Annotated in this window: 20 protein-coding genes; 13 read left to right on the forward strand and 7 right to left on the reverse strand. The window is 66.3% G+C overall.

Annotated elements, in window-relative coordinates; genetic code table 11:
- Positions 1–926 precede the first annotated feature (926 nt).
- On the forward strand, positions 927–1,448 hold the full coding sequence (locus ACJ70B_RS12295) for a hypothetical protein (RefSeq protein ID WP_408957283.1): 522 nt from the start codon (positions 927–929) through the stop codon (positions 1,446–1,448).
- 80 nt (positions 1,449–1,528) lie between these two features.
- Entirely contained in the window at positions 1,529–1,777 is a 249-nt protein-coding gene (locus ACJ70B_RS12300) for a hypothetical protein (protein ID WP_408957284.1), read from the forward strand.
- Between the two features lie 42 nt (positions 1,778–1,819).
- On the opposite strand, the gene ACJ70B_RS12305 is transcribed toward ACJ70B_RS12300, so the two are convergent.
- Positions 1,820–2,131, reverse strand: coding sequence for an STAS domain-containing protein (locus ACJ70B_RS12305; protein ID WP_408957285.1), 312 nt, complete (start codon positions 2,129–2,131; stop codon positions 1,820–1,822).
- 375 nt (positions 2,132–2,506) lie between these two features.
- Between ACJ70B_RS12305 and deoC the strand changes: the two genes are divergently transcribed.
- Entirely contained in the window at positions 2,507–3,142 is a 636-nt protein-coding gene (deoC, locus tag ACJ70B_RS12310; protein WP_408957286.1) for a deoxyribose-phosphate aldolase, read from the forward strand.
- A gap of 74 nt (positions 3,143–3,216) precedes the next feature.
- Entirely contained in the window at positions 3,217–4,743 is a 1,527-nt protein-coding gene (locus tag ACJ70B_RS12315; protein ID WP_408957287.1) for an HPP family protein, read from the forward strand.
- Between the two features lie 6 nt (positions 4,744–4,749).
- On the opposite strand, the gene ACJ70B_RS12320 is transcribed toward ACJ70B_RS12315, so the two are convergent.
- The 3 genes from ACJ70B_RS12320 to ACJ70B_RS12330 form a co-directional block, all read right to left on the reverse strand.
- The gene (locus tag ACJ70B_RS12320) at positions 4,750–5,934 is read right to left on the reverse strand and encodes an NAD-binding protein (RefSeq protein ID WP_408957288.1); all 1,185 of its coding nucleotides are present in this window, start codon (positions 5,932–5,934) and stop codon (positions 4,750–4,752) included.
- A 94-nt stretch (positions 5,935–6,028) separates the two neighbouring features.
- Positions 6,029–6,448 (reverse strand): universal stress protein, encoded by a 420-nt coding sequence (locus tag ACJ70B_RS12325; protein ID WP_408957289.1) that lies wholly within the window; start codon positions 6,446–6,448, stop codon positions 6,029–6,031.
- Positions 6,449–6,537: 89 nt separating this feature from the next.
- On the reverse strand, positions 6,538–6,765 hold the full coding sequence (locus ACJ70B_RS12330) for a hypothetical protein (RefSeq protein WP_408957290.1): 228 nt from the start codon (positions 6,763–6,765) through the stop codon (positions 6,538–6,540).
- Between the two features lie 154 nt (positions 6,766–6,919).
- Here ACJ70B_RS12330 and ACJ70B_RS12335 point away from each other — a divergent pair, with 154 nt between their 5' ends.
- From ACJ70B_RS12335 to ACJ70B_RS12350, 4 genes are all read left to right on the forward strand, one after another.
- On the forward strand, positions 6,920–8,185 hold the full coding sequence (locus tag ACJ70B_RS12335; RefSeq protein ID WP_408957291.1) for a potassium transporter TrkA: 1,266 nt from the start codon (positions 6,920–6,922) through the stop codon (positions 8,183–8,185).
- Positions 8,182–9,465 carry a TrkA C-terminal domain-containing protein gene (locus ACJ70B_RS12340; protein WP_408957292.1) on the forward strand — a complete coding sequence of 428 codons (1,284 nt, stop codon included), beginning with the start codon at positions 8,182–8,184 and terminating at the stop codon, positions 9,463–9,465. Before ACJ70B_RS12335 ends, ACJ70B_RS12340 begins: the two co-directional genes overlap by 4 nt.
- 31 nt (positions 9,466–9,496) lie before the next feature.
- Positions 9,497–9,781 carry a ubiquitin-like small modifier protein 1 gene (locus ACJ70B_RS12345; RefSeq protein WP_408957293.1) on the forward strand — a complete coding sequence of 95 codons (285 nt, stop codon included), beginning with the start codon at positions 9,497–9,499 and terminating at the stop codon, positions 9,779–9,781.
- Between the two features lie 86 nt (positions 9,782–9,867).
- Positions 9,868–10,803: a M48 family metallopeptidase gene (locus ACJ70B_RS12350; protein ID WP_408957294.1), complete on the forward strand. Its 936-nt coding sequence runs from the start codon at positions 9,868–9,870 to the stop codon at positions 10,801–10,803.
- A 6-nt stretch (positions 10,804–10,809) separates the two neighbouring features.
- Here ACJ70B_RS12350 and ACJ70B_RS12355 read toward each other — a convergent pair whose 3' ends face one another.
- Positions 10,810–11,745, reverse strand: a complete 936-nt coding sequence (locus ACJ70B_RS12355) for an N-acetyltransferase family protein (protein ID WP_408957295.1) — start codon at positions 11,743–11,745, stop codon at positions 10,810–10,812.
- A 418-nt stretch (positions 11,746–12,163) separates the two neighbouring features.
- Entirely contained in the window at positions 12,164–13,432 is a 1,269-nt protein-coding gene (gene gatD / locus ACJ70B_RS12360) for a Glu-tRNA(Gln) amidotransferase subunit GatD (RefSeq protein WP_408957296.1), read from the reverse strand.
- A gap of 165 nt (positions 13,433–13,597) precedes the next feature.
- Here gatD and mfnA point away from each other — a divergent pair, with 165 nt between their 5' ends.
- The 4 genes from mfnA to ACJ70B_RS12380 all read left to right on the forward strand — a co-directional run bounded on the left by mfnA (position 13,598) and on the right by ACJ70B_RS12380 (position 17,844).
- Positions 13,598–14,683 carry a tyrosine decarboxylase MfnA gene (gene mfnA, locus ACJ70B_RS12365; RefSeq protein WP_408957297.1) on the forward strand — a complete coding sequence of 362 codons (1,086 nt, stop codon included), beginning with the start codon at positions 13,598–13,600 and terminating at the stop codon, positions 14,681–14,683.
- Positions 14,684–14,799: 116 nt separating this feature from the next.
- The gene (locus tag ACJ70B_RS12370) at positions 14,800–15,192 is read left to right on the forward strand and encodes a DoxX family protein (protein ID WP_408957298.1); all 393 of its coding nucleotides are present in this window, start codon (positions 14,800–14,802) and stop codon (positions 15,190–15,192) included.
- Between the two features lie 244 nt (positions 15,193–15,436).
- Positions 15,437–17,545: a methionine--tRNA ligase gene (metG, locus tag ACJ70B_RS12375; protein WP_408957299.1), complete on the forward strand. Its 2,109-nt coding sequence runs from the start codon at positions 15,437–15,439 to the stop codon at positions 17,543–17,545.
- A gap of 128 nt (positions 17,546–17,673) precedes the next feature.
- The gene (locus ACJ70B_RS12380) at positions 17,674–17,844 is read left to right on the forward strand and encodes a hypothetical protein (protein ID WP_408957300.1); all 171 of its coding nucleotides are present in this window, start codon (positions 17,674–17,676) and stop codon (positions 17,842–17,844) included.
- 12 nt (positions 17,845–17,856) lie between these two features.
- Here ACJ70B_RS12380 and ACJ70B_RS12385 read toward each other — a convergent pair whose 3' ends face one another.
- On the reverse strand, positions 17,857–18,144 hold the full coding sequence (locus tag ACJ70B_RS12385; protein ID WP_408957301.1) for a GYD domain-containing protein: 288 nt from the start codon (positions 18,142–18,144) through the stop codon (positions 17,857–17,859).
- Positions 18,145–18,316: 172 nt separating this feature from the next.
- Between ACJ70B_RS12385 and pyk the strand changes: the two genes are divergently transcribed.
- Positions 18,317–20,083, forward strand: coding sequence for a pyruvate kinase (pyk, locus tag ACJ70B_RS12390; protein WP_408957302.1), 1,767 nt, complete (start codon positions 18,317–18,319; stop codon positions 20,081–20,083).
- Positions 20,084–20,142: the final 59 nt, after the last annotated feature.

The raw sequence follows: 20,142 nt of genomic DNA on the forward strand, positions 1-20,142 counted from the left end.
GGGGTCGCGAAACCAAATCATAGCGGATTTTACTACCCGGTTGCCGTAGTCTGGCGATTCTTCGAAGGAAATGGGGTGGTCCGCGTGAGCGCCGAAAATAGTCTCGAAATTGATCTAATAATATCCCGACAACGATTGAACACTCTACCGACACCGACGACAGACCGGGAATTCCAGTGTCCCGAGTGTGGGTGTCGCTACACCCGTCTCACTGACGGCCACTCCGAAGCAGGTTACGAATGCGGGTGTCCCCGTCGAATACAGCGGACTGGTGCAGAGCGGGTTGCGCCAGTACGCACCGACGGTGGAGAGGTGGAACGATGACGGACGGATTCGTCCGTGCGAACCGGCTGTACGATGTCGAGACTCAGACGCCCAGCCAGCCCATCAGGCAACCGATGACGATGACGAGGTTCGCCGCGCGCTCAAGAAGTGGGAGGTTCTACCGACGGTGGTACACCCTCAAACGGTACTGAGCATTTGCTTGTACGTTATGTCGAGAGTGCTCGGCGTACTCCAACAAACCCGCTTATCCCTCCAAAAGCGGCTGATAATGCGATCAATGCCCCAAGCAGAGCAGCAGCAGTCAATGACATACGCAAGAAATTACACGTTCTCGTATAAAAACAAATGGGCGGCCAGTAGACTGTACTCGGTCGTTATGTACGGATACTGATCGTGACGGGGAGAGTCGGTATGACGGTCGCCGTTCACCACACCAGGCTCGGCTACGAGTCGTTCGATGTCGCGTCGGTGACGACGATTTGACCGCCTACATCCACCAGCCGGTTGCCTGCGTCGAGAACGATCCGCAGAAAGTATTCAGCGACGAGTTCGACGTTCACCACTGCAACAACGTTCCGTAGGATAATCTGTCTGAGAACGTCATTCTCGAGGAAGCCCAGACCATCGTTGCGCAGGAAAGCGTGATCGTGAAACACCTCTCAGATGGGTTATCGCTCGTCGAGTGGGAGGTTCTCGAGACGCTGGTCACTGTCGGTGGGCAGTTATCGCCTCAGAATATCGCCGAGGAACACGGCCGTCATGTCGATAGCGTGCGACAAGCGCTGAAGCGGATTCTCAAGTTAGTTGTGTCTGAGTACGGGTCCGTCTCGCTTCGATCGAACCACGTCGCCGAGATGGTCTACGACGCCGTACAGGAAGCATATGATGTGACTCGCCGCACAGTCGAAGCTGGAGCAAAGGCCTTGAGGCAGCGGAGCGTGGAATCGGCGAGCAACGAGCGCGCTGGTCGCATGTGTGCGAAATATGGCGTCGACGACCGGTGGGAAGCGCGGGTGATGTTTCGACTATGTGACGTCGAGAACGTCCAAGCGCGGTTGAAAGAGCCCTACCGAAGAGACGCTATTGTGCGTGCAGTTGACCTCTACGCCTGCACCAAGACGAAGGCTCGGTCGGAACAATCTAGAATAGGTAAGAAATTCTGATAATTTCTACCAGGACCTAATGCAGTAGTATTTTTGGCTAACCGTCAAACTTTTATTTTCTAACTCAAATAGGTCGTCATATGGAATCCATCCTGTCATATATTCTTAGGAATGTCTTCGTTGATCCGTTATTCGAATACTTTTATCACGGCCTGACGCTCACACGAATCGTCACACGCATCATCTCCGGTGTTGCGCTCTTCGTTGGGGGGTCTCTTGCGTTGCTCGAGTCTCCGCCTCTCTCTTACGCTGGGTGGGTTCTCCTTATTCCGGCCTCTCTTTTTGTCGTTTATGACACAGTCACCGTCAACAGGCATACAAGAGGGTAGAGTTGGACTATCGACATCTTCGGTTGCTCGGTACCGCGGTGATCACCAATACGCCGGCAGTCCATGCTGACCACCGCGGTATCGATGCGAATCTCGATTCCACTCGTTAGGACGATCGCTCCGCTCTCCAGCGGTCGATGACGTCGTCGACCGGCCCTCGGGCGTCACACCGCCAACGTTCGCTGCAAGTCCCGTCGCCTCGAACAGGTTCATGACCTCGGCGTCCGCTCCCGCAACCCGGAGGTCCGTTCCGCACGACTCGAGTTTTCGCTGGAGGGCCTCCAACAGTTGCGCGACTCCAAAGTCGACCGTCGGCGACGATGTGAGGTCGAAGACGACTACGTCGTCGCTCATCGTTTCCGCCGAGCGTGAGTCTTCCGGTGGCGGACCGACTCGAGCGTGGGCGCTATCGATAGTCGGACGCGCTACTGTCGTCGTGTGAGATGGTTATCTCTCGGTGGCAGTAGGCGAAACATGGCTCGCAAATGGGTCCGCGTTTGGTGGCCACGCTCGAGTGGTCCTGCACCCGGTCGATTTCGTACGCCTCGCTGGAGCCGACTTCCAGACGATAATTCGACTCGATGTACCGGATACCTGCTGGACCGTGATTGACAGCTAGCGGCGGGGAACTGAACAAAAGCGGGGGTCCGTCGATCGTGCCTCGAGTCTCGGCCGCCGAGTCGTGAACTGACCGGGCGGCTTTTCACCCGTCGCCGAGTCGGCCCGCGTATGGACCGCAGCGAACTCGCTCCCCTGATCGACCACACCGTCCTCGGACCCGAGACGACCCCGGCCGACGTGCGGACGGTCCTCGACGAGGCCCGGGAGTACGGGATGAACGCCTGCATCCCGCCCTCTGCCGTCGCGGAGGCGGCCGACTACGCCCCCGACGTGACCCTCGCGACCGTCGTCGGCTTCCCTCACGGCCAGCACAGCCACGAGATCAAGCGCCGCGAGGGCGTGACCGCCTGGCAGGCCGGCGCGGACGAACTCGACGTCGTGATCAACGTCGGCCGCCTGCAGGCCGGCGAAGACGACGTCGTCAGGGCCGAACTCGCCGAACTGGTCGCCGCGGTGCCGATCCCGGTGAAGGTCATCCTCGAGACCGCACTGCTTTCCGACGAGGAAAAGCGCCGGGCCTGTGAGGCCGCCGTCGCGGCCGACGCCGCGATGGTGAAGACGTCAACCGGCTTCGCCAACAGGGGCGCGACCGTCGACGACGTCGAACTCCTGTGCGAGTACCTCCCGGTCAAGGCCAGCGGCGGCATCAGGAGCTACGACGACGCCGTGGCCATGCTCGAGGCGGGAGCCGACCGGATCGGGGCCTCGAGCGGGGTCGACATCCTCGAGGGCACGCCGGAGTAGTCTCGGGAGCGTGCCGACGCCCCCTGCAAAGCCGAACAGTTTTGGGTGCGCTGGACCTCCGTTGAGGAAGAGAGATGCGCGAGGAAGTACGGGCGCGCGTTCGCGCGCTCGTGAGACGGCTCCGACGACTGGAGCGACGCGAACTCGACGCCTTCCGCCGATGGATCGAGCACACGGGCAACCTCCTGCACCTCTCGGTATTGGTGTTCGTGCCGCTTTTGATCGGGGCGGTGACGTGGTTTGCGGACGTGACGACGGCGGTCTCGTTCCTGCTGTTTCCCCCGCTGGCCTCTGGGACATACACGCTCTTTGCCGATCCCGAGGGGAAGTACTCGACGCCGGGGACGTTCGTCGGCGGGATGACCGTCGGGGCGCTCTGTGGCTGGCTCGCGCTTGCGTTTACGACCATGATCGGGCTCCCCGCCGAGACGATCGGGGCGTCCAGTGCCGCCCTCGGCGTCTTCCTCACCGGGGCCTGCACCTGGGCGCTCGATCTCGAGGAGCCGACGGCATTTTCGACCGCGCTGCTTGTGCTCGTGACCGGTAACGCACAGTTCGCCTACGTTCTCGGGATCGTCGTCTCGAGTTCGTTCGTCGCGGCCGCGTTCGTCCTCTGGCGGCGTCACTTCTACGAGCAGCGCGCCCGCTATCTCTACGGGACGACCAGCAGCGACGACCACGTCCTCGTGCCGATGGGCAACGGCGACGAGACGGTCGCTCGCTTCGCCGCGTCGATCGCCGGCGCACACGACGCCGGGAAGGTCGTCCTCGTCGACGCCATCGACGAGGCGGCCGTCGGACAGGATGGTGGTGGGTCTGCTGCGGACGCCTCCTCGGAACAGGCCGGCGACGCGGTCGACGCACAGGCCAGCACCGACGGCGGTGAGGACGTCGCGGCCGCCGCCGAACGCGCGGCGAGCGACGCCGCCGACCGCCTCGAGTCACTCGCGACTGACCTCGAGTCGGCATACGACGTCCCCTGCGAGGTCGTCGTCGCCGCCGACGGCGGTGAGCGACCGTTCGGTTCGCGGTCCTCATCGGAACGGCGCTCCGATGGCGGGCTCTCGGCCGGGTTGGTCCTCCAGACCGCGCGTCAACAGAACTGCGATCTCATCGTCACTCCCTACGCCGAGGACGACCGCGGCGCGCTCTCGTCGTTCATCAGGGGGCTCTTCGAGAGCGAGATCGACGTCATCGCGTTTCGCTCGAGCGAGGAGCGCCGGCGGTGGCGACACGGCCTCGTCGCGGTTCGGGGTGCCGGCGACACCGCCCGCGCGATGCTCGATTTCGCCATCCGAGTGACCGAGCCTGGCCGCGCGGTCAGCGTCTGTACCTGTATCGACAGCGAATCTCAGCGCCGGCGGGCCGAGAACACACTGACCGCCCTCGTCGACGCCTTCTCGGGTCCCTTCGAGACCCACGTCGCCACCGCGTCGGTCGAGGCATACCTTTCGCGGGCCGCGCCCCGGCACGACGTCTGTTTCGTCGGCTCGAGCACCGATCGGTCGGCCGCCTCGCGATTCGTCTCGCCGCCGACGTTTCACAAGCTTCGGGACCTCGAGACCGACGTGGCGATCGTCCACCGGGGCCGCCACCGGTAGCCGCGATCACTCGCTCTCGAGGATGCGGTCGACCAGCGCGGTCTCGTCGCTGCCAAGCGCCGACTGGACGAGCAGGTGCCCCCCGAGTTGCGCCGGGCTGATCACCGAGTCCGCGCCGGCGCGCTCGAGTTTCTTGCTGTTCTCGCGGTCGGTCGCGGCCGCGACGATGCGAGTCGTCGGTGCGAGTTCGCGCGCGGTGAGGACCGTCAGCGCGTCTTCGGCGTCGTGGTTCGTCGCGACGAGGATCGCGGCTGCGCGGTCGATCTTCGCGCGCTTGAGCGGTTCTTCGTCGCTCGGATCGGCGGTGATGACCTGTACGTCGCGGTCGGACAACGCCGTCGCGGCCTCGCGGTCGGTGGTGACGACGACGAACGAGCGGCCGCTGTCCGCGAGTTCGTCGACGATCGGTTCCGTCAGTTCGCCGTAGCCGAGCACGAGAATGTGCTCGTCGAGCAGGTGGAGCTGTGATTCGGTCATCTTTCCGAGGGTTCGCGAGATGCGGTCTTGGATCAGCGGGCCGACGAGCGCCCCGATGGCGATACCGAAACTGGCGACGCCCAACACGAGCACGGACATCGTAAACAGCATCCCCTGGACCGACCCCGAGTTCGGCGTCACGTCGCCGTATCCGACCGTGCTCGAGGTGATCAGCGTGAAGTAGAACGCGTCGAGGATGGTGTCGATCTCGTCGAAGTGCTCCCGGAGGGCGTAGCCGCCGATAGTGCCGTAGAGCTGAACGCCGATGAGGGATGTCCCGGCAGCGATCTGGGTCGTGGTCAGCGAGAGCGCTTTGTCGAACCGACCGCGCGTCAACAGGAGTGCCGGGATCGAAACGACGGAGAGGACGACCAGCGGTAGCGAGTATCGACTCGACTGGAGGAGTCCTTGTCCCGCAGTCACCGGAAGTAACAGTAACGTCGCCCACCACCCGGCGCGGAGTCCGCGTCGGAGGGCGAGCGCACTGCCGACCATCGCGAATCCGGTGAGTGCCCCGGTGAAGGCGGCGGCGCTTTGAATCGCTTCGGGAACGTGTTTGTGCAGCGGACCGGGGTCGGGCGTCCAGATATTGAGAATCGCGGTTGCGACCGAGAGGAGCGCGACGAGCAAGACGAGAATTACGGTGGCCCGCGTCGTAAACACTCGTCGCCAGTTCTCCGGCAGTCGTTCTCGAAGCGACCGGCCGCCGACCATACACTCCGCTGAGCGGCGGCGTTAGTTAAACGTCTCCGTGTCGCGTCGGTCCACCCCGGACTACCCCGGCCGCCGGAGACACGCTCGAGTGCGGTCAGCGGACGACGGTCACCGGCACGGACGACCGTTTGAACACGGTGTCGGCGACGTTTCCGACGAACAGCCGATCGACCATATCGCCGCCGTGACTCCCCATCACGACCGCGTCGTAGTCGTCGGCCCGGCGGACGATCGCCCGTGCGGGCCGGCCGACCGCGACGACGGTGTCGATCTCGGCATCGTGCTCGGCGGCCACTTCGCTGGCGCGCTCGAGAACCGACTCGGCACGGTCCTCCGCGGCCGCCTCGATGTCGTCCTCGAAAGCGATACTCATCGCCTCGCCCATCATGACCGACGGCTCGCCGACGACGGTGAGGACGGTCACCGACGCGTCGGGGTGGTTCTCGAGCGCGTACTCGAGTGCGTGCTCGGCCAGCTCGGAGCCGTCCATCGGGACGAGAACACGGGAGAGCATACGGACGCTACGGCGAGTGTTCGCATAAACCTCAGTGCGTCGACCGGGTTCGGCTGGCGGTCGCTCGCGCACCGACGGTGTGTGGGTGATCACTTCGGCAGTTCGATCTCGTGGGCCTCCTCGGAGAGGTCGCTGGTCGAGCTCACCGGCCCGCGCAGGAAGATCGTCTGGTAAATCAGCGCGATGCCGATGAGCGCCGCCGCCGGCACCGTAATCGCCGTCGAGATCGTCGTCAGGGCTCCGGCGGCAAACCCAAGTACCAGGCTCGCCAGAATCCCGAGGAGGACCAGGTCGTAGTACTGGATCGAGATCACCATACCGGACTATACGACGCCAGCGAGCAAAAATTCGCCCCCGGCGTCCGGCGGCACGTGTCGCGTCGCGCCGCGGTCGGCTTCTCGTCCCGCCGATCGGCGTCCGCCGCGGCGGTCCGTCGGTGCACATTTAACGATTCCCAGCCACTGACTGACAATGTCGTCGCTCCCGGTCGAAGTACTGCTCGGCCTCTATCTCGGCCTCTTGACCGGTATCGTCCCCGCGTTCGTCGCCGGATCGCTCGGGTTTCTCGTGCGGTACTTCACGGGCGTCACGCTGCCCGGCTTCGGTGTCGTTGTCCTCGCGCTGTCGATCGCCAGCGTGCAAGGCGGGCTGCTCGGTCTTGTCGAACCCACGATCTCCCAGTCACCACGACTGCTCGTCGCCGTGCTGGTCGTCCTTATGCTCGCGCTCTACGCCCACAACCAGGGCGACAAACTCGGGGCCGAACTCCCTCGCCGGCTCTCCTTTACCCGCCTCCGACAACGGACGCTCTCGGCCGACGTGGTCGAACTCGTCGGTGCGGTCGGTCAAGTCACCGTCCGGCCGACCGGAGACATCCGCGACATGGAGGGGTATCCGCCGCTGTCGTCCGACATCCGCGGCCGCCTCTCGGCCGGTTCGTGGCGATTCCCCGCCGATCTGCCGCTCTCGGAACTCGAGGGCCGCCTCGAGGAGCGGCTGCGAACCGACCACGACCTCGCGGACGTCGACGTCACGATCAACGAGCGCGCTCGGGCGACGATCGCGGCGGCACCGCCGTCGGGAAGCCTCTCGCGGCGCATTTCCGGAAGCCAGCGCGCCGTCTCCCTCACGACGCTGGTCCCGACGGGGCTTGCCCGTGGCGACGAGGTGACCGTTCGAACCGACGAACGCTCGATCACCGGCACGGTGCTGAGCGTCCGAAGCGAGATCGACGACGAGCAGCCCGCGCCGACCCTTGAAGCGCCCGCGGACGACGACCGCGCGGCCACCGACGGCGGTGAAGACGTCGAGGCCGTCGTCCCCGAGCCGAAACCGAACGCGGCGACCGCTGGCGGGTCTGGACGGGTCACTCTCGCCGTCGCGCGCCGGGACGTGAAGGCCCTGCTCGAGGCCAGCTCGCCGCGACTCGTCGTCCGGTCTCGCGGGACGAGCCGCGAGTTCGAGGCGTTTTCGCTGGTCAAACGCGAGGGGTACGCCGTTCGGCGGCTCACCGTCGGCGCGGCCAGCGCGAGCGCCGAGGCGGACGATGTCGCCGCGCCCGCGGCAGCCGACGTGACGGTCCTCGCGGTGCGACGCCAGGGCAGCGAGACCGGCGGCCGCCGCCACGGCTGGGTGTTCGGCCCCGGCATCGAGCGCCGTCTCGAGGCCGGCGACGAGGCCTTCGTCGTGGGTCCGGAGGAAGCGACCGAGACATTTGCGGAGGCGATCGCGAGATGACCGCTCTCGCTCTCGCACAGGCGCTCCCGATGGAAACGCCAGTGGCGGCACTCGTCCGAATCGTCGGCTTGGCCGTGCTCTCGGCCGGCGCGGCGGCCGTCGCGGCCGTCACGTACCGCTGGTACAGCGCCACCGGAATCGCGGACGGGGTCGCCGTTCTCGTCGGAGTCACGGTCGTCGCGCTCCTGTTGAACACCCAGACCGCGCTACAGCAGGCGATTCTCAATGATACGGGGCTACTCGAGCCGAAAACCGCGGTCTATACCGTCGGGACGTTCGTCGCCAGTGCGATCGCCGCCGACGCCGGGCGGCGGCTGGGCGACTTTCTCGCCCGGGACGTGTTCATGGTCGCGACGCCGCGGACGATCACCGAAGTCGGCCAGCTCGTTCGGTCTGCCGGCCGGATGATCACCGTCGACCTCCCCGCGGAGATCGACGATATCGACGGCTACGACCCCGTCGACGAGACGGTCAAGGCGGAGATCGCCGGCCAAACCCTGCTCTTCCCGCGCCGGCTCACCGTCGATCAGCTCCGCGAGCGGCTGATCGCCCGCCTCGAGCGCGACTTCGGGATCGGCCACGTCGACGTGGATCTACAGGCGGACGGGACGATCGACTACCTCGCCGTCGGCGGCCGACAGGCTGGGATCGGCCCGACGCTCGCGCCGGGCACCGTTGCCGTTGCGCTCGAGGCCGATCCCGCGGCCGACGCCAGCCCGGGCGATGCGGTGCGCGTCTGGACGCGCGACGAGGAGGGCGGCACCGCTCGTCGAGTCGCCAGCGGCGAACTGCGCGCGACCGCCGACGACGTGGCGACGGTCGCGCTGGACGCCGACGACGCCCGCAATCTCGAGCCCGATCGAGAGTATCGGCTCGTGACGCTGCCGGATAGCCCCGATGCCGAACGTGCCCTCGTTTCACTGCTCTGGGCGGCCGACGAGACGGTGACGACCGTCGCCGTCGAGGCAGACGATCCGCTCACCGGCGTGGCGATCGACGCGCTGCCGGTCTTGGTGCTGGCCCTCGAGCGCGAGCACCGGGACGACGGCGACGAGGCGCTGGTGCTGCCGGCCGGCGACGTTCGACTGGCGGTCGGCGACACCGCATACGTTCTCGGGCGGCCCGATGCGCTGCGACGGGTAACCGAGCGGACGCTGGCCGTGGCGCGAACCGAGGATGAGGGCGCTACGACCGGTCGGAGACCGGGTTCGAACGCTCTCGGCGAGTCGGACGCCGACCGCGACTCCGAACGCGAGCCGGAACGGCCGCGGGAGCGGTAGCTACTTGCCGTCGGCACCGATAGCGCCACGTATGCCCACGGAGTGGAAACTGTTTGCCGACCTCGCCGAACGCGCGGGCAACAAACACGTGGCCGTCGACGCCGGGGCCGGCGACACCGTCGGCGACGCGCTCGAGCAACTCGTCGCGGACCGACCCGACCTCGAGGGCCGAATCCTCGACGGCGACGGCGAACTGCGATCGCAGATCAACGTGCTTCGCAACGGCACGAACGTGCTCGTCGAAGAGGAGGGGATGGAGACGGTGCTCGAGGAGGGCGACGAACTGGCGCTGTTTCCGCCGGTCAGCGGCGGGTAACACGGCGCACCACCGCGATGGTTCGACCGACGGTCCGTCGACGAGCCGTCGAATCGATTAACTGTCTCCGATTGAAACCGGTAGCCGTGCGAGTACGGACCACAATTGGACTCGCGGGACGGGCGATCGGTGCCTGCGTGATCGGGCTCGGAACGCTGGCCGCTCTCGGGCTAGTTCTGGTGATCATCGGCGGCGCTGCGATCGGCGGCATCGTCGTTGCCGCGGTCGGCGCTGTGATCGATCCCGGTCCGTGGACGCTCGTCGGTGCATTCCTCTTCGGAACGGCTCTCACGTTGCTTACGTGGGCCGCCGGCATGCGGCGCGCGGTCCGTCGGAGCCGCCGTCGGCTGCTCCGAGAGACGGTGTCGATCGATTCCGACGGGAGCGGTCGCGTCGAATCGTCGGCGTCGCGGCTCGCAGCGCAGTTCGATCTGCCGGTGCCAGACCTGCGACGCCACCCTGCGGCCACCCCGATCGCGTGTACCACCTCGAGCGGCGGCGAGCCGGTCGTCGTCGTCTCCGCGGGCCTGCTCAAGGCGGTGTCCGACGCGGAACTCGAGGCGGTGCTCGCCCACGAGCTCGCCCACGTCGCGAACGACGACCTGCGGCTGCTGACGTGGGTGCTCGTCCCGCTGGTCGCGTCTGAGGAGTTCGTTGCGATGATGGACGACGATGACGACTTCGACCCGCGCGTCCTTCCCTGGCTGGCGGTCGGCCACCTGCTGACTCTCAGTTCGAGCCTCGGCGTTGGGCTGTTCTCTCGCGGGCGGGAGTTCGCGGCCGACCGGGCGGCCGTCGCCGCGACCGGCGATCCGGGCGCGCTCGCGGCCGCGCTCGAGCGACTCGATTCGTCAACCGCGGAGCCCCCGCCGGAGGATCTGCGGAGACACGCCGAGTCCGTGGACGCCATGTCTGTCCTGCCGACGCTGGATCCGGAGCGCGACGGCGGTGGCGGTCTCTTCGCGACCCACCCCGCGACGGAGCGCCGCCTCGAGCGGCTGCGACGACTGGCCGCGGAGTGAGGTGCGTCAGTACGTGGTGAGATCGATCCCGAGTACGATGTCCGGCTCTTCGGCGATCGCGGCCCCCGTCGCGGCGGCGTCGGTGACGAACCGGGCGGTCTCGGGAATCGCGATGCGAGTCGCGTCGGCCTCGAGCGCGGCCGCGTCCCTGGCGACCGCGGCGAACAGCGAGCGCGCGGCGTCGACGTCGTCCCACGCGCCGAGGCCGTACTCGGCCCACGTTTCCGGTTCGCCCGACTCGGTTTCGTCGGCCGGTCGCTCGACGGTTCGCGTTCTGTAGCCGACGCCCGCGAGCCCGTCGTCGCGTTCGACCGCGAAGACGGCCGTCTTCTCGCCCAGCCGCTCGAAATCGTCTCCGGTGAGTTCGCGGACGGCCCACGATTCCTCGGGGGCGAGTCCCAGTCCGGTCAGGTGGGCGCGCGCGTTGCTGTGGGTCCAGTATCGCCAGGCTGCGATGGGATCGTTCGAGACCCGAGACGGCCCCGAAGCGGCCGCATCGGGCCCTCGGTGGGCGAAGCGGAACTCGGTGATCGGCTCGTAGCCGCTCGATCGCGCCGCGCCAAGCGAGTCCGCGTTCCACGAAAAGATCATCACCCGGCCGACGGTCGCGCCCTGCTCGCGGGCCCACTCGAAGGTCGCCTCGTTCAGCCTGCTGCTAATGCCTTGCCGGCGGTGGTCGGCCGCGACGCGCATCCCCTGAAACCAGGCCTCGTCCTCGGAGAGCATGACCCCCTGCACGATTCCCGCGGCGTCGCCGTCGACTTCCGCGAGGAACGTTTTCTTTCCCTGCCTGTGCTCGTCCTCGAGCCAGTCGTGGTAGATCCGCGGGATGTAGTCGCCGCCGCGTTCGGGCCAGATGTCGCTCGTGAAGTCGGCGACGGCCTCGTAATCGTCGTGGGTGGCACGGCGGATCTCGATGGCGGGATCGGCGTCGGATGACATCGTTCGTCGAACGGTCGTTGGTAACACGACCGCGCGGGAAAGAACTTCGCAGGCTCTCGAGACGGAGACACGCCGTCAGCTACAGACCGGTGAACAGCCATACGGTGGCGCGCGCTGTCGAATGATGACCAAAGTGAATCACAAGACGAAGCCGTGCGAGGTTTTCGCGAGCCTGCGAGCGAATGGCTCAGAAGACGCGTCGTGTCTTCAGGTGGATGAGCGAACGCTGCGAGACGTGAGTGTTAGCGCGGGACCGCCGGTCCCGCGAACCATGCGACGGGTGCGAAGCACCCGTGAGCAGAAATCGGTTGGGGAGGGCGTGGAAATCCCATGCCGCCACGATAGCAGAACACCGTCGCCCCACTCACACCCGAGCCACCGTTTCAGGTCCAGCCGATCTCCTCGAGACGAATTCGTCCTACTCCCAGGGAACCGACCGTTCCTGAATCTCGCCGGCCAGCGACGTCCCCATCGCCTCCTCGACGTTCTCGCTGTTTGCGAGCGCCCACATCAGCTTGACCTTCGCCGTCCCTGGCAGCGTGTCGCCGGCCTCGACGACGCCCGCCTCGAGCAGATCACGACCCGTATCGTAGACCCGGTCGCAGACCCGGCCCTCGAGACACTGGCTGGTCATCACGACCGTCGTCCCGTCCTCGATCAGGTCCGCGATCCGTGGGATGAGGTCGGTGTGGACGTGGCCGAGGCCGGTACCCTCGATGACGAGGCCATCGCTGCCCTCGACCGTCTCGAGGAACGCGGGGTCCATCCCGGGCGTGAACTTCAGGAGTTCCACGTCGGCCTCGAGGTTGGATTCGATCGCCGGATCGACCGCGCCGCGCTCTCGATAGTCGCGCCGGAACGAGACCGTCTCGTCGCCGCTGGTCTCGTAGTCGACTTCGCCCAGCGGCTCCGCACCGACCGTCTCGAAGGCGTCGCGGCGAGAGGTGTGGTTCTTTCGCACGCGCGTCCCGCGGTGGAGCGCACAGCGGTCGTCCGATTCGGAGGCGTGCATACAAACCAGCACTTCCGCGCAGTCGCTTTTGGCGGCCTCGACGGCCGAGACGGCGTTCATCACGTTGTCCGAGGACGGCCGGTCAGCCGAGCGCTGGGACCCGGTGAAGACGACCGGCACCGGCGTCTCAAGCATGAACGAAAGCGCCGACGCGGAGAACTGCATCGTGTCGGTGCCGTGCATGACGACGACCCCGTCGGCACCGGCCTCGATCTCCTCGTACACCGCCTGCGCGAGGTCCTGCCAGAGCGGTGGCTCCATGTTCTCCGAGAGGATGTTGGCGACGACGCGACCGCGGTAGTTCGCCCGACCAGCGAGATCCGGCACCGCCCGCAGGACGTCCTCGGCATCGAACTGGGCCGTCACCGCGCCCGTGCGGTAGTCGACCGTCGAGGCGATCGTCCCGCCGGTCGAGAGCAGCGAGATCGTCGGCAGGTCGTCGTCGAACTCGATCTCCGAACTGGCTGCCTCGTTCTCCGCCCCCGTCGAGTCCGTCCCGTCGATCTCGTAGACGTCCTCTGCGAGGACCGATACGTCGGCTTCCTCGCGGTCGATGCCGACGTTGTAGCCACCCTCGAGTTTCACCACGAGGTGGTCGCCCGTGCTCGAGGGGAGCAACACGCCTTCGTACGTGCGGTCTGCGCGATCGACGCGGACGCGGTCGCCTGGGTTCATGCGTCGTCGTTGCGCGGCGGCGGACTTGAAGGCACGCTTTCGACGGAGCGCGGGTGGTCCGCTCGGCATCACCGAACGTCACGTTCGATCCGTGACTCCAAACCCCTCCCTCGAGAAACATCGTCAAACGCAACAAATAAACCGTTGACCGTTTACATACGTGATATGCAAATCGAGCCGCAAGCGTTCGACCGGGTTCTCTCGTCGATGTGTACGGAACCCCACCCGGCGGCGCGCGACGCGGCCGAACGGTTTCTCGCGACGAACCCCGGTGACCCTGGCACCTACCCGAACGTATCAGCGCTCGAGGACGACGCCGTCGCCCTCCTCGGCGAGATCGCTGGCATGGACGACCCTACGGGCTACATCACGAGCGGCGGGACGGAAGCCAACATTCAGGCCGTTCGGATCGCCCGCGAACGGGCCGATAGCCGAACGCCGAACGTCGTCATGCCCGAATCGGGCCACTTCAGTTTCCAGAAGGCCGCCGACCTGCTCGGCGTCGAACTGCGCATCGTTCCGACCGACGACCGCCATCGCGCGGACCTCGAGGCCGTTCGGGCGTCGGTCGACGACGACACCGCCGCGGTAATCGGCGTCGCGGGGACGACCGAGTACGGCCGCGTCGATCCGATTCCGGAACTCGGCGAGATCGCTCGGTCGGTCGGCGCGATGTGCCACGTTGACGCCGCCTGGGGCGGCTTCGTCCTCCCCTTTACCGACTACGAGTGGCACTTCGGTCACGCCGCGGTCGACACGATGGCGATCGACCCCCACAAGATGGGCCAGGCCGCGGTCCCCGCCGGCGGGCTGCTCGTCCGCGAGCCGTCCCTGCTCGACGAACTCGCCGTCGATACACCCTACCTCGAGTCGACCTCCCAGGCGACCCTGACCGGGACGCGATCGGGTGCGGGCGTGGCGAGTGCCGTCGCGGCGATGGAAGAACTGTGGTCCGAGGGCTACCGCCGCCAGTACGTCCGCTCGCAGAACAACGCCGAGTGGCTCGCCGACGCCTTCGAGAAGCGCGGCTATCGGGTCGCCGACCCGACCCTGCCGCTGGTCGCGGCCGACGTGCCCCGATCGACGTTCGACGCGCTCCGGGCTGAGGGCTGGCGCATCTCGAGAACCGCGACCGGCGAACTACGCGTCGTCTGTATGCCCCACGTCACCCGCGAGATGCTGGCCTCCTTCATCGGCGATCTCGATCGGCTCGAGGTACGTGCGAGCGTGCCCGTCGCAAGCGACGATTAGAGCGAGCAACGCCGTCGCTCTCGAGTCGACGTGGCCGTCGATAGTACCGACCGAGGTAGCGGCAGGACCGTTGGTAAGAGTGAGGGTTAATTCACCGAGGAACCTCGACTCGAGTGATGTCACAAGACGACGATACGGAGACGAGCACGCCGTCGCGGCTCGGGAGGGTCCTCTTCGCGGGCGGCCTCGCGGTACTCGCCATCCGTAACCTGACGAATCTCGATGGTCGTATCGCGTACGCAGACGCCAAGGGCGTTCCGGCCGCTGACAGGCTCGTCCCGCTCTCGAGCGGGCTCCTCCTCGGCGGAAGCCTCGGAATCGGATTCTGGAAACGGCCGAAACTGTCCGCGGGCAGCATCGCCGCGTTCTTTATCGGCGTCACGCCCGTCATGCACGACTTCTGGGCCGTCGACTCGGACTCGCGTGACGAGGAACTCACCTCGTTCCTCCAGAACCTGACGCTTCTCGGTGCCGCGATCGCCTTCTTCAAGCGGGCGAGTCAGGACTGACTACGGACCGCGTATCGACGGGAGGGGCGGAACGCGATTCGGCAGCGCCGATCCCCGAATTCGATGACTCCGTCGATTGACTGCCGCTCTTTGCTCGGCGATGACACGGGAGATCGTCTCGACAGCGACAGCGCGTCGCCGCGCGTGCCATCGCACGGATTGGCTTTCGTTGCGACGATCGGATACTCGCGGTCGGACGATCGAAACCGGCGGGTTTTACGCCCGCGAGCGCAACGTGACGATCATGAGCCACGACGAGTTCCCGACGGAGAATCCCGCCGTCGTGACCTGCGGGTTGCCATACGCCAACGGCGACCTGCACATCGGTCACCTGCGGGGGTACATCGGTGCAGACGCCTTCAGCCGAGCGCTCGAGACGATCGGCCAAGAAACGGCCTACGTCTGCGGATCGGACATGCACGGCACCCCGGTCGCCGTCAACGCCGACCAGCAGGGCGTCGATCCCGAAGAGTTCGCACTGGAGTGGCACGAGCAGTACGAAGAGACGTTCCCGCAGTTTAACGTCGAGTTCGACAACTACGGCCACACTCACGACGAGACCAACACCGAACTGACTCAGGAGATCGTCCGCACGTTAGACGAAGAAGGGTATATTTACGAAAAGGAGATTCAGGTGGCCTACGATCCCGAGGCCGACCAGTACCTTCCCGACCGCTACGTCGAGGGCACTTGCCCCTACTGCGGCGCGAAGGCCCGCGGCGACGAATGCGACGAAGGCTGTCAGCGCCACTTAGAGCCCGGCGAGGTCGAGGACCCGACGAGCACGATCACGGGCAATTCCGCCGAGTACCGCGAGCGGACCCACAAGTTCTTCGAGGTCTCGGAATTTGCGGACTTTCTCACCGACTTTTTGGACGGCCTCGAGGGGACCTCGAACGCGCGCAACCAGCCCCGCCAGTGGATTGAGGACGGCCTGCAGGACTGGTGTATCACCCGCGACATGGACTGGGGGATCGATTACCCCGGCGAGGACGGTGATGGCGACGATCTCGTCCTCTACGTCTGGGTCGACGCACCGATCGAGTATATCGCGAGTTCGAAGCAGTACTCCGAACGCGTCGGGACCGACGAGTTCGACTGGGAGCAGGTCTGGAAGGGCGACGGCGAGATCATGCACATCATCGGCCGGGACATCATCCAGCATCACACGATCTTCTGGCCGGCGATGCTCGAGGGCGCGGGCTATAACAAACCGCGCGGGATCGCCGCGACCGGCTTCATCACGATCAACGGGAAGGGACTGTCGACCAGCCGGAATCGCGCGATCTGGGCCAAGGAGTACTTAGACGAGGGCTTTCACCCAGATCTCTTGCGGTACTACCTGACGACGACCGGCGGCCTCCAACAGGACGTCGACTTCTCGTGGGAGGCCTTCCAGGAGCGGGTCAACGGAGAACTCGTCGGCACCGTGGGCAACTTCTGGTACCGCTCGCTGCTCTTTGCCTATCGCAACTACGAGGGGACGCCGGACGCGGACGTCTCCGCGGCGGTCCGCGAGCGCATCGAGGGCGCGATCGGCGACGTCCGCGAGAGCGTCAACGACTACGATCTCCGCGGGATCGGGCAGGCCGCCACCCAGCTGGCCCAGTTCGGCAACGAGTACATCCAGCGCAACGAGCCCTGGAAGCTCACCGACGACGAGCCCGAGAAAGCGGCACAGGTCATCCGCGACTGCGTCCAGATCGCCAAGGCCGTCGGCGTCCTCTTGGAGCCGATCACGCCCGACAAGGCACAGGCCCTCTGGGAGCAACTCGGCGAGGACGGCGCGGTCGCGGACGCCCACCTCGAGGACGCACTCGAGGCCCCGCCGCGGACCTTCGAGGAACCTGGCGAACTCTTCGGGAAGATCGAGGACGAGCGCGTCGCGGAACTCACCGAAAAGCTCGAGGAGCGCGTCGAAGCCGCCTCCGACGACGGTGACGAGTCGGACGACGGCGAAACCGAAAACGACGACACCGGCGCGGACGAAGCCGAGGGTATGACGGACACCGACGACCTCGAGTCGCTCTCCGACGAGCGGATCAGCTTCGACGATTTCCAGGACCTCGACGTTCGCGTCGGCCGGATCGAGTCGGCCGACGGCATCGAGGGTGCGGACGACCTCGCGCGCCTCGAGGTCGACATCGGCTTCGAGACCCGGCAGGTCGTCGCGGGGATCAAGCAACTCCACGATCTCGACGAACTGCCTGGCGAAAAGTGCGTGCTACTCGCGAACATGGAGAAAGCGGAACTGTTCGGCGTCGAATCCAACGGCATGATCCTCGCGGCCGGCGAGGAGGCCGATCTGCTGACGACCCACGGCGACGCCGCGGTCGGCGAGAAGATTCGATAACCGCACCCCACTCGGGACTGTCGGCGACTCGAATCGCTGCAAGCGGTGTCGACGCTCGCCCGCCGTTCGACGCGATCTGTCAATCGCTCGCAGATACTTCTATTAGTCTAGTCGTGCGTTACTGTCTCATGGCACAGAGTGATGGGCGCGTTCGTAGTATCGTCGGACGAGACCCCGAATTGGACTCGTTGGTTCGGCTGTGGGATGACCTCGCCTCCCCGGAAGTGATGGCGCTGTTACTCCTTGCCCTGTCGCTGTTCTCCGTCGTGGCGCTCGGTAACGCCGCCGGGCTGTGGTGACGAGCGGGCGGCTCAGACCTCGTCGACCAGCTCGGAGAAGTCGTCGGTGTCGACGATCTCCATCGTCTCGCCCTCGAGGCCGTGGCGGCGTAGCGTCAGGGCCGATTTGAACGCGGCCTCGCGGTCGCCCGCCTCGAAGAGGATCAGAAAATCGTGTTGCCCGAGGGCGGCGTAGGAGTCGATCAGGTCCGCATTGTGCTGTTCGAACTCCGTCTTGATCTCGCCCCAGATCGACGCCAGTTCCTGAGCGTTCTGGACGTCGCGGTCGTCGAGGTCGACGAGCGTTACGTAAGTGGGCATGTCGGACGGAAAGATCGACCCGGGCAAAACGGTTGGCGTGGCAAGCGACGGGAGGACGGGTGGCAGTCGGTGGTCGCGACCGCGGGACGGGATCGCGGACGATACTTCGGGACCGGTCTTCGAGCGCGGGCGAGTGCTTATCTTTTAGGCGGTGCTGGCGCTATCCCCTGACATGAGAAACGCGAAGATCGTCTGTACGCTGGGCCCGGCGTCGAACGACCGGGAGTCGATCCGAGAGCTCGCCGCCGCCGGAATGGCCGTCGCGCGGCTGAACGCGAGCCACGGGAGCCGCGAGGACCGGGCCGACGTGATCGATCGCGTCCGTGCGGTCGACGAGGAACGCGCAGAGCCGGTCGCGATCATGCTCGACCTGCAGGGCCCGGAGATCCGGACCGCGCCGCTGCCTGAGGGCGAGACAGTCTCCGTGGAGACGGACTCGGAAATCCGGTTCGTCGAGGGCGACGAGGCGACGCCAGAGACGATCGGCCTTTCCCTGTCGATCGATGCCGTCGAGGCGGGCGATCGAATCCTGCTCGACGACGGCCTGATCGAGACCACCGTACTCGAGAACGAGGGCGACGCGGTTCGCGCGCGTGTCGACACCGGCGGCGAACTGGGCGGCCGCAAGGGCGTGAACGTCCCCGGCGTCGATCTCGATCTCGACGTCGTCACCGAGTCGGATCGCCGGAACCTCGAGTTAGCCGCCGAGAAAGATGTCGACTTCGTCGCGGCGAGTTTCGTCCGCGATGCGGAGGACGTCTACGAGGTCAGCGAGGTTATCGAGGACGCGGGCGCGGAGATTCCGGTCATCGCGAAGATTGAGCGCGCCGGCGCGGTGGCGAACTTGGACGAACTCATCGACGCCGCCTACGGCGTGATGGTCGCTCGCGGGGATCTGGGCGTCGAGTGCCCGATGGAGGACGTGCCGATGATTCAAAAGCGAATCATCCGCAAGTGCCGCGAGGCCGGCCGACCGGTCATCACGGCGACGGAGATGCTTGACTCGATGGTCCACGCCCGCCGACCGACTCGAGCCGAGGCGTCCGACGTGGCCAACGCCGTCCTCGACGGCACCGACGCGGTCATGCTGTCGGCCGAGACCGCCGTCGGCGACCATCCCGTCGCTGTCGTCGACGCAATGGACAGTATCATCCGCGAGGTCGAACGCTCCGGGGAGTACGATGAGTTGCTCGAGCAGCGCGTCCCGGCGTCGGGCGAGGCGCGGACCGACGCGCTGGCTCGCTCGGCGCGGTTTCTGGCGCGTGACATCGACGCCGACGCCGTCGTCGCCGCGACGGAGTCCGGCTACACCGCGTTGAAGACGGCGAAGTACCGCCCTGGCGTTCCGGTCGTCGCCTCGACGCCGAGTCAGTCGGTGCGCCGCCGGCTCGCACTGACGTGGGGCGTGACGCCGCTGTACGCGCCCGTCTCGGATCGAGGGGCCGACGCAGTCGTCGAGAAAGCCGTCCACTCGGCGCTGGACGCCGGTGTCGCCGAGAGCGGTGACACCGTCGTCGTTCTCTGTGGCATGATGACCGACCTCGAGGGCGCGAACACGACGAACATGTTGAAGGTCCACGTCGCCGCGGAGGCGCTGACGACTGGCCGCGTCGTCGTCGAAGGTCGGACGACCGGCCCAATCGTCCGGCTCGCCGACGGTGACCTCTCGAGCGTGCCCGACGGCGCGATCGTCGCGCTGCCGGCCGACTTCGACGAGGAGTTCGCGGGCGACGCCACTCGACTCGGTGGCATCGTCGACGCCCAGCGGGGGATGACCGGGTATCCGGCGCTGGTCGCCCGCGAACTGGGGCTCCCGATGATCAGCGACGCGGCTCTGGAGACCTTCTCGGGGCTCGAGGACGGCGAGACCGTCACCCTCGATGCCGAACGCGGCGTCGTCTACGGCGGCGACATCGGAGACCGGCCCGAGCGAGCCTGATTCGAGACGAGCCCGACCGCCTCGTCGAGCCACGGATTTTTGACGGCGGGGCCGTTACT

Origin of the sequence: Natrinema sp. 74 (assembly GCF_046097095.1) — an archaeon.
Classification (GTDB): domain Archaea; phylum Halobacteriota; class Halobacteria; order Halobacteriales; family Natrialbaceae; genus Natrinema.

Bases quoted from the DNA above. Each gene is read 5' to 3' on its own strand.
- deoC (WP_408957286.1), top strand. From the start codon at position 2,507: ATGGACCGCAGCGAACTCGCTCCCCTGATCGACCACACCGTCCTCGGA.
- gatD (WP_408957296.1), bottom strand. From the start codon at position 13,432: ATGAACCCAGGCGACCGCGTCCGCGTCGATCGCGCAGACCGCACGTAC.
- ACJ70B_RS12325 (WP_408957289.1), bottom strand. From the start codon at position 6,448: ATGCTCTCCCGTGTTCTCGTCCCGATGGACGGCTCCGAGCTGGCCGAG.
- ACJ70B_RS12315 (WP_408957287.1), top strand. From the start codon at position 3,217: ATGCGCGAGGAAGTACGGGCGCGCGTTCGCGCGCTCGTGAGACGGCTC.
- ACJ70B_RS12385 (WP_408957301.1), bottom strand. From the start codon at position 18,144: ATGCCCACTTACGTAACGCTCGTCGACCTCGACGACCGCGACGTCCAG.
- ACJ70B_RS12340 (WP_408957292.1), top strand. From the start codon at position 8,182: ATGACCGCTCTCGCTCTCGCACAGGCGCTCCCGATGGAAACGCCAGTG.
- mfnA (WP_408957297.1), top strand. From the start codon at position 13,598: ATGCAAATCGAGCCGCAAGCGTTCGACCGGGTTCTCTCGTCGATGTGT.
- ACJ70B_RS12345 (WP_408957293.1), top strand. From the start codon at position 9,497: ATGCCCACGGAGTGGAAACTGTTTGCCGACCTCGCCGAACGCGCGGGC.
- ACJ70B_RS12335 (WP_408957291.1), top strand. From the start codon at position 6,920: ATGTCGTCGCTCCCGGTCGAAGTACTGCTCGGCCTCTATCTCGGCCTC.
- ACJ70B_RS12320 (WP_408957288.1), bottom strand. From the start codon at position 5,934: ATGGTCGGCGGCCGGTCGCTTCGAGAACGACTGCCGGAGAACTGGCGA.
- ACJ70B_RS12380 (WP_408957300.1), top strand. From the start codon at position 17,674: ATGGCACAGAGTGATGGGCGCGTTCGTAGTATCGTCGGACGAGACCCC.
- ACJ70B_RS12305 (WP_408957285.1), bottom strand. From the start codon at position 2,131: ATGAGCGACGACGTAGTCGTCTTCGACCTCACATCGTCGCCGACGGTC.
- ACJ70B_RS12330 (WP_408957290.1), bottom strand. From the start codon at position 6,765: ATGGTGATCTCGATCCAGTACTACGACCTGGTCCTCCTCGGGATTCTG.
- pyk (WP_408957302.1), top strand. From the start codon at position 18,317: ATGAGAAACGCGAAGATCGTCTGTACGCTGGGCCCGGCGTCGAACGAC.
- ACJ70B_RS12355 (WP_408957295.1), bottom strand. From the start codon at position 11,745: ATGTCATCCGACGCCGATCCCGCCATCGAGATCCGCCGTGCCACCCAC.
- metG (WP_408957299.1), top strand. From the start codon at position 15,437: ATGAGCCACGACGAGTTCCCGACGGAGAATCCCGCCGTCGTGACCTGC.
- ACJ70B_RS12370 (WP_408957298.1), top strand. From the start codon at position 14,800: ATGTCACAAGACGACGATACGGAGACGAGCACGCCGTCGCGGCTCGGG.
- ACJ70B_RS12300 (WP_408957284.1), top strand. From the start codon at position 1,529: ATGGAATCCATCCTGTCATATATTCTTAGGAATGTCTTCGTTGATCCG.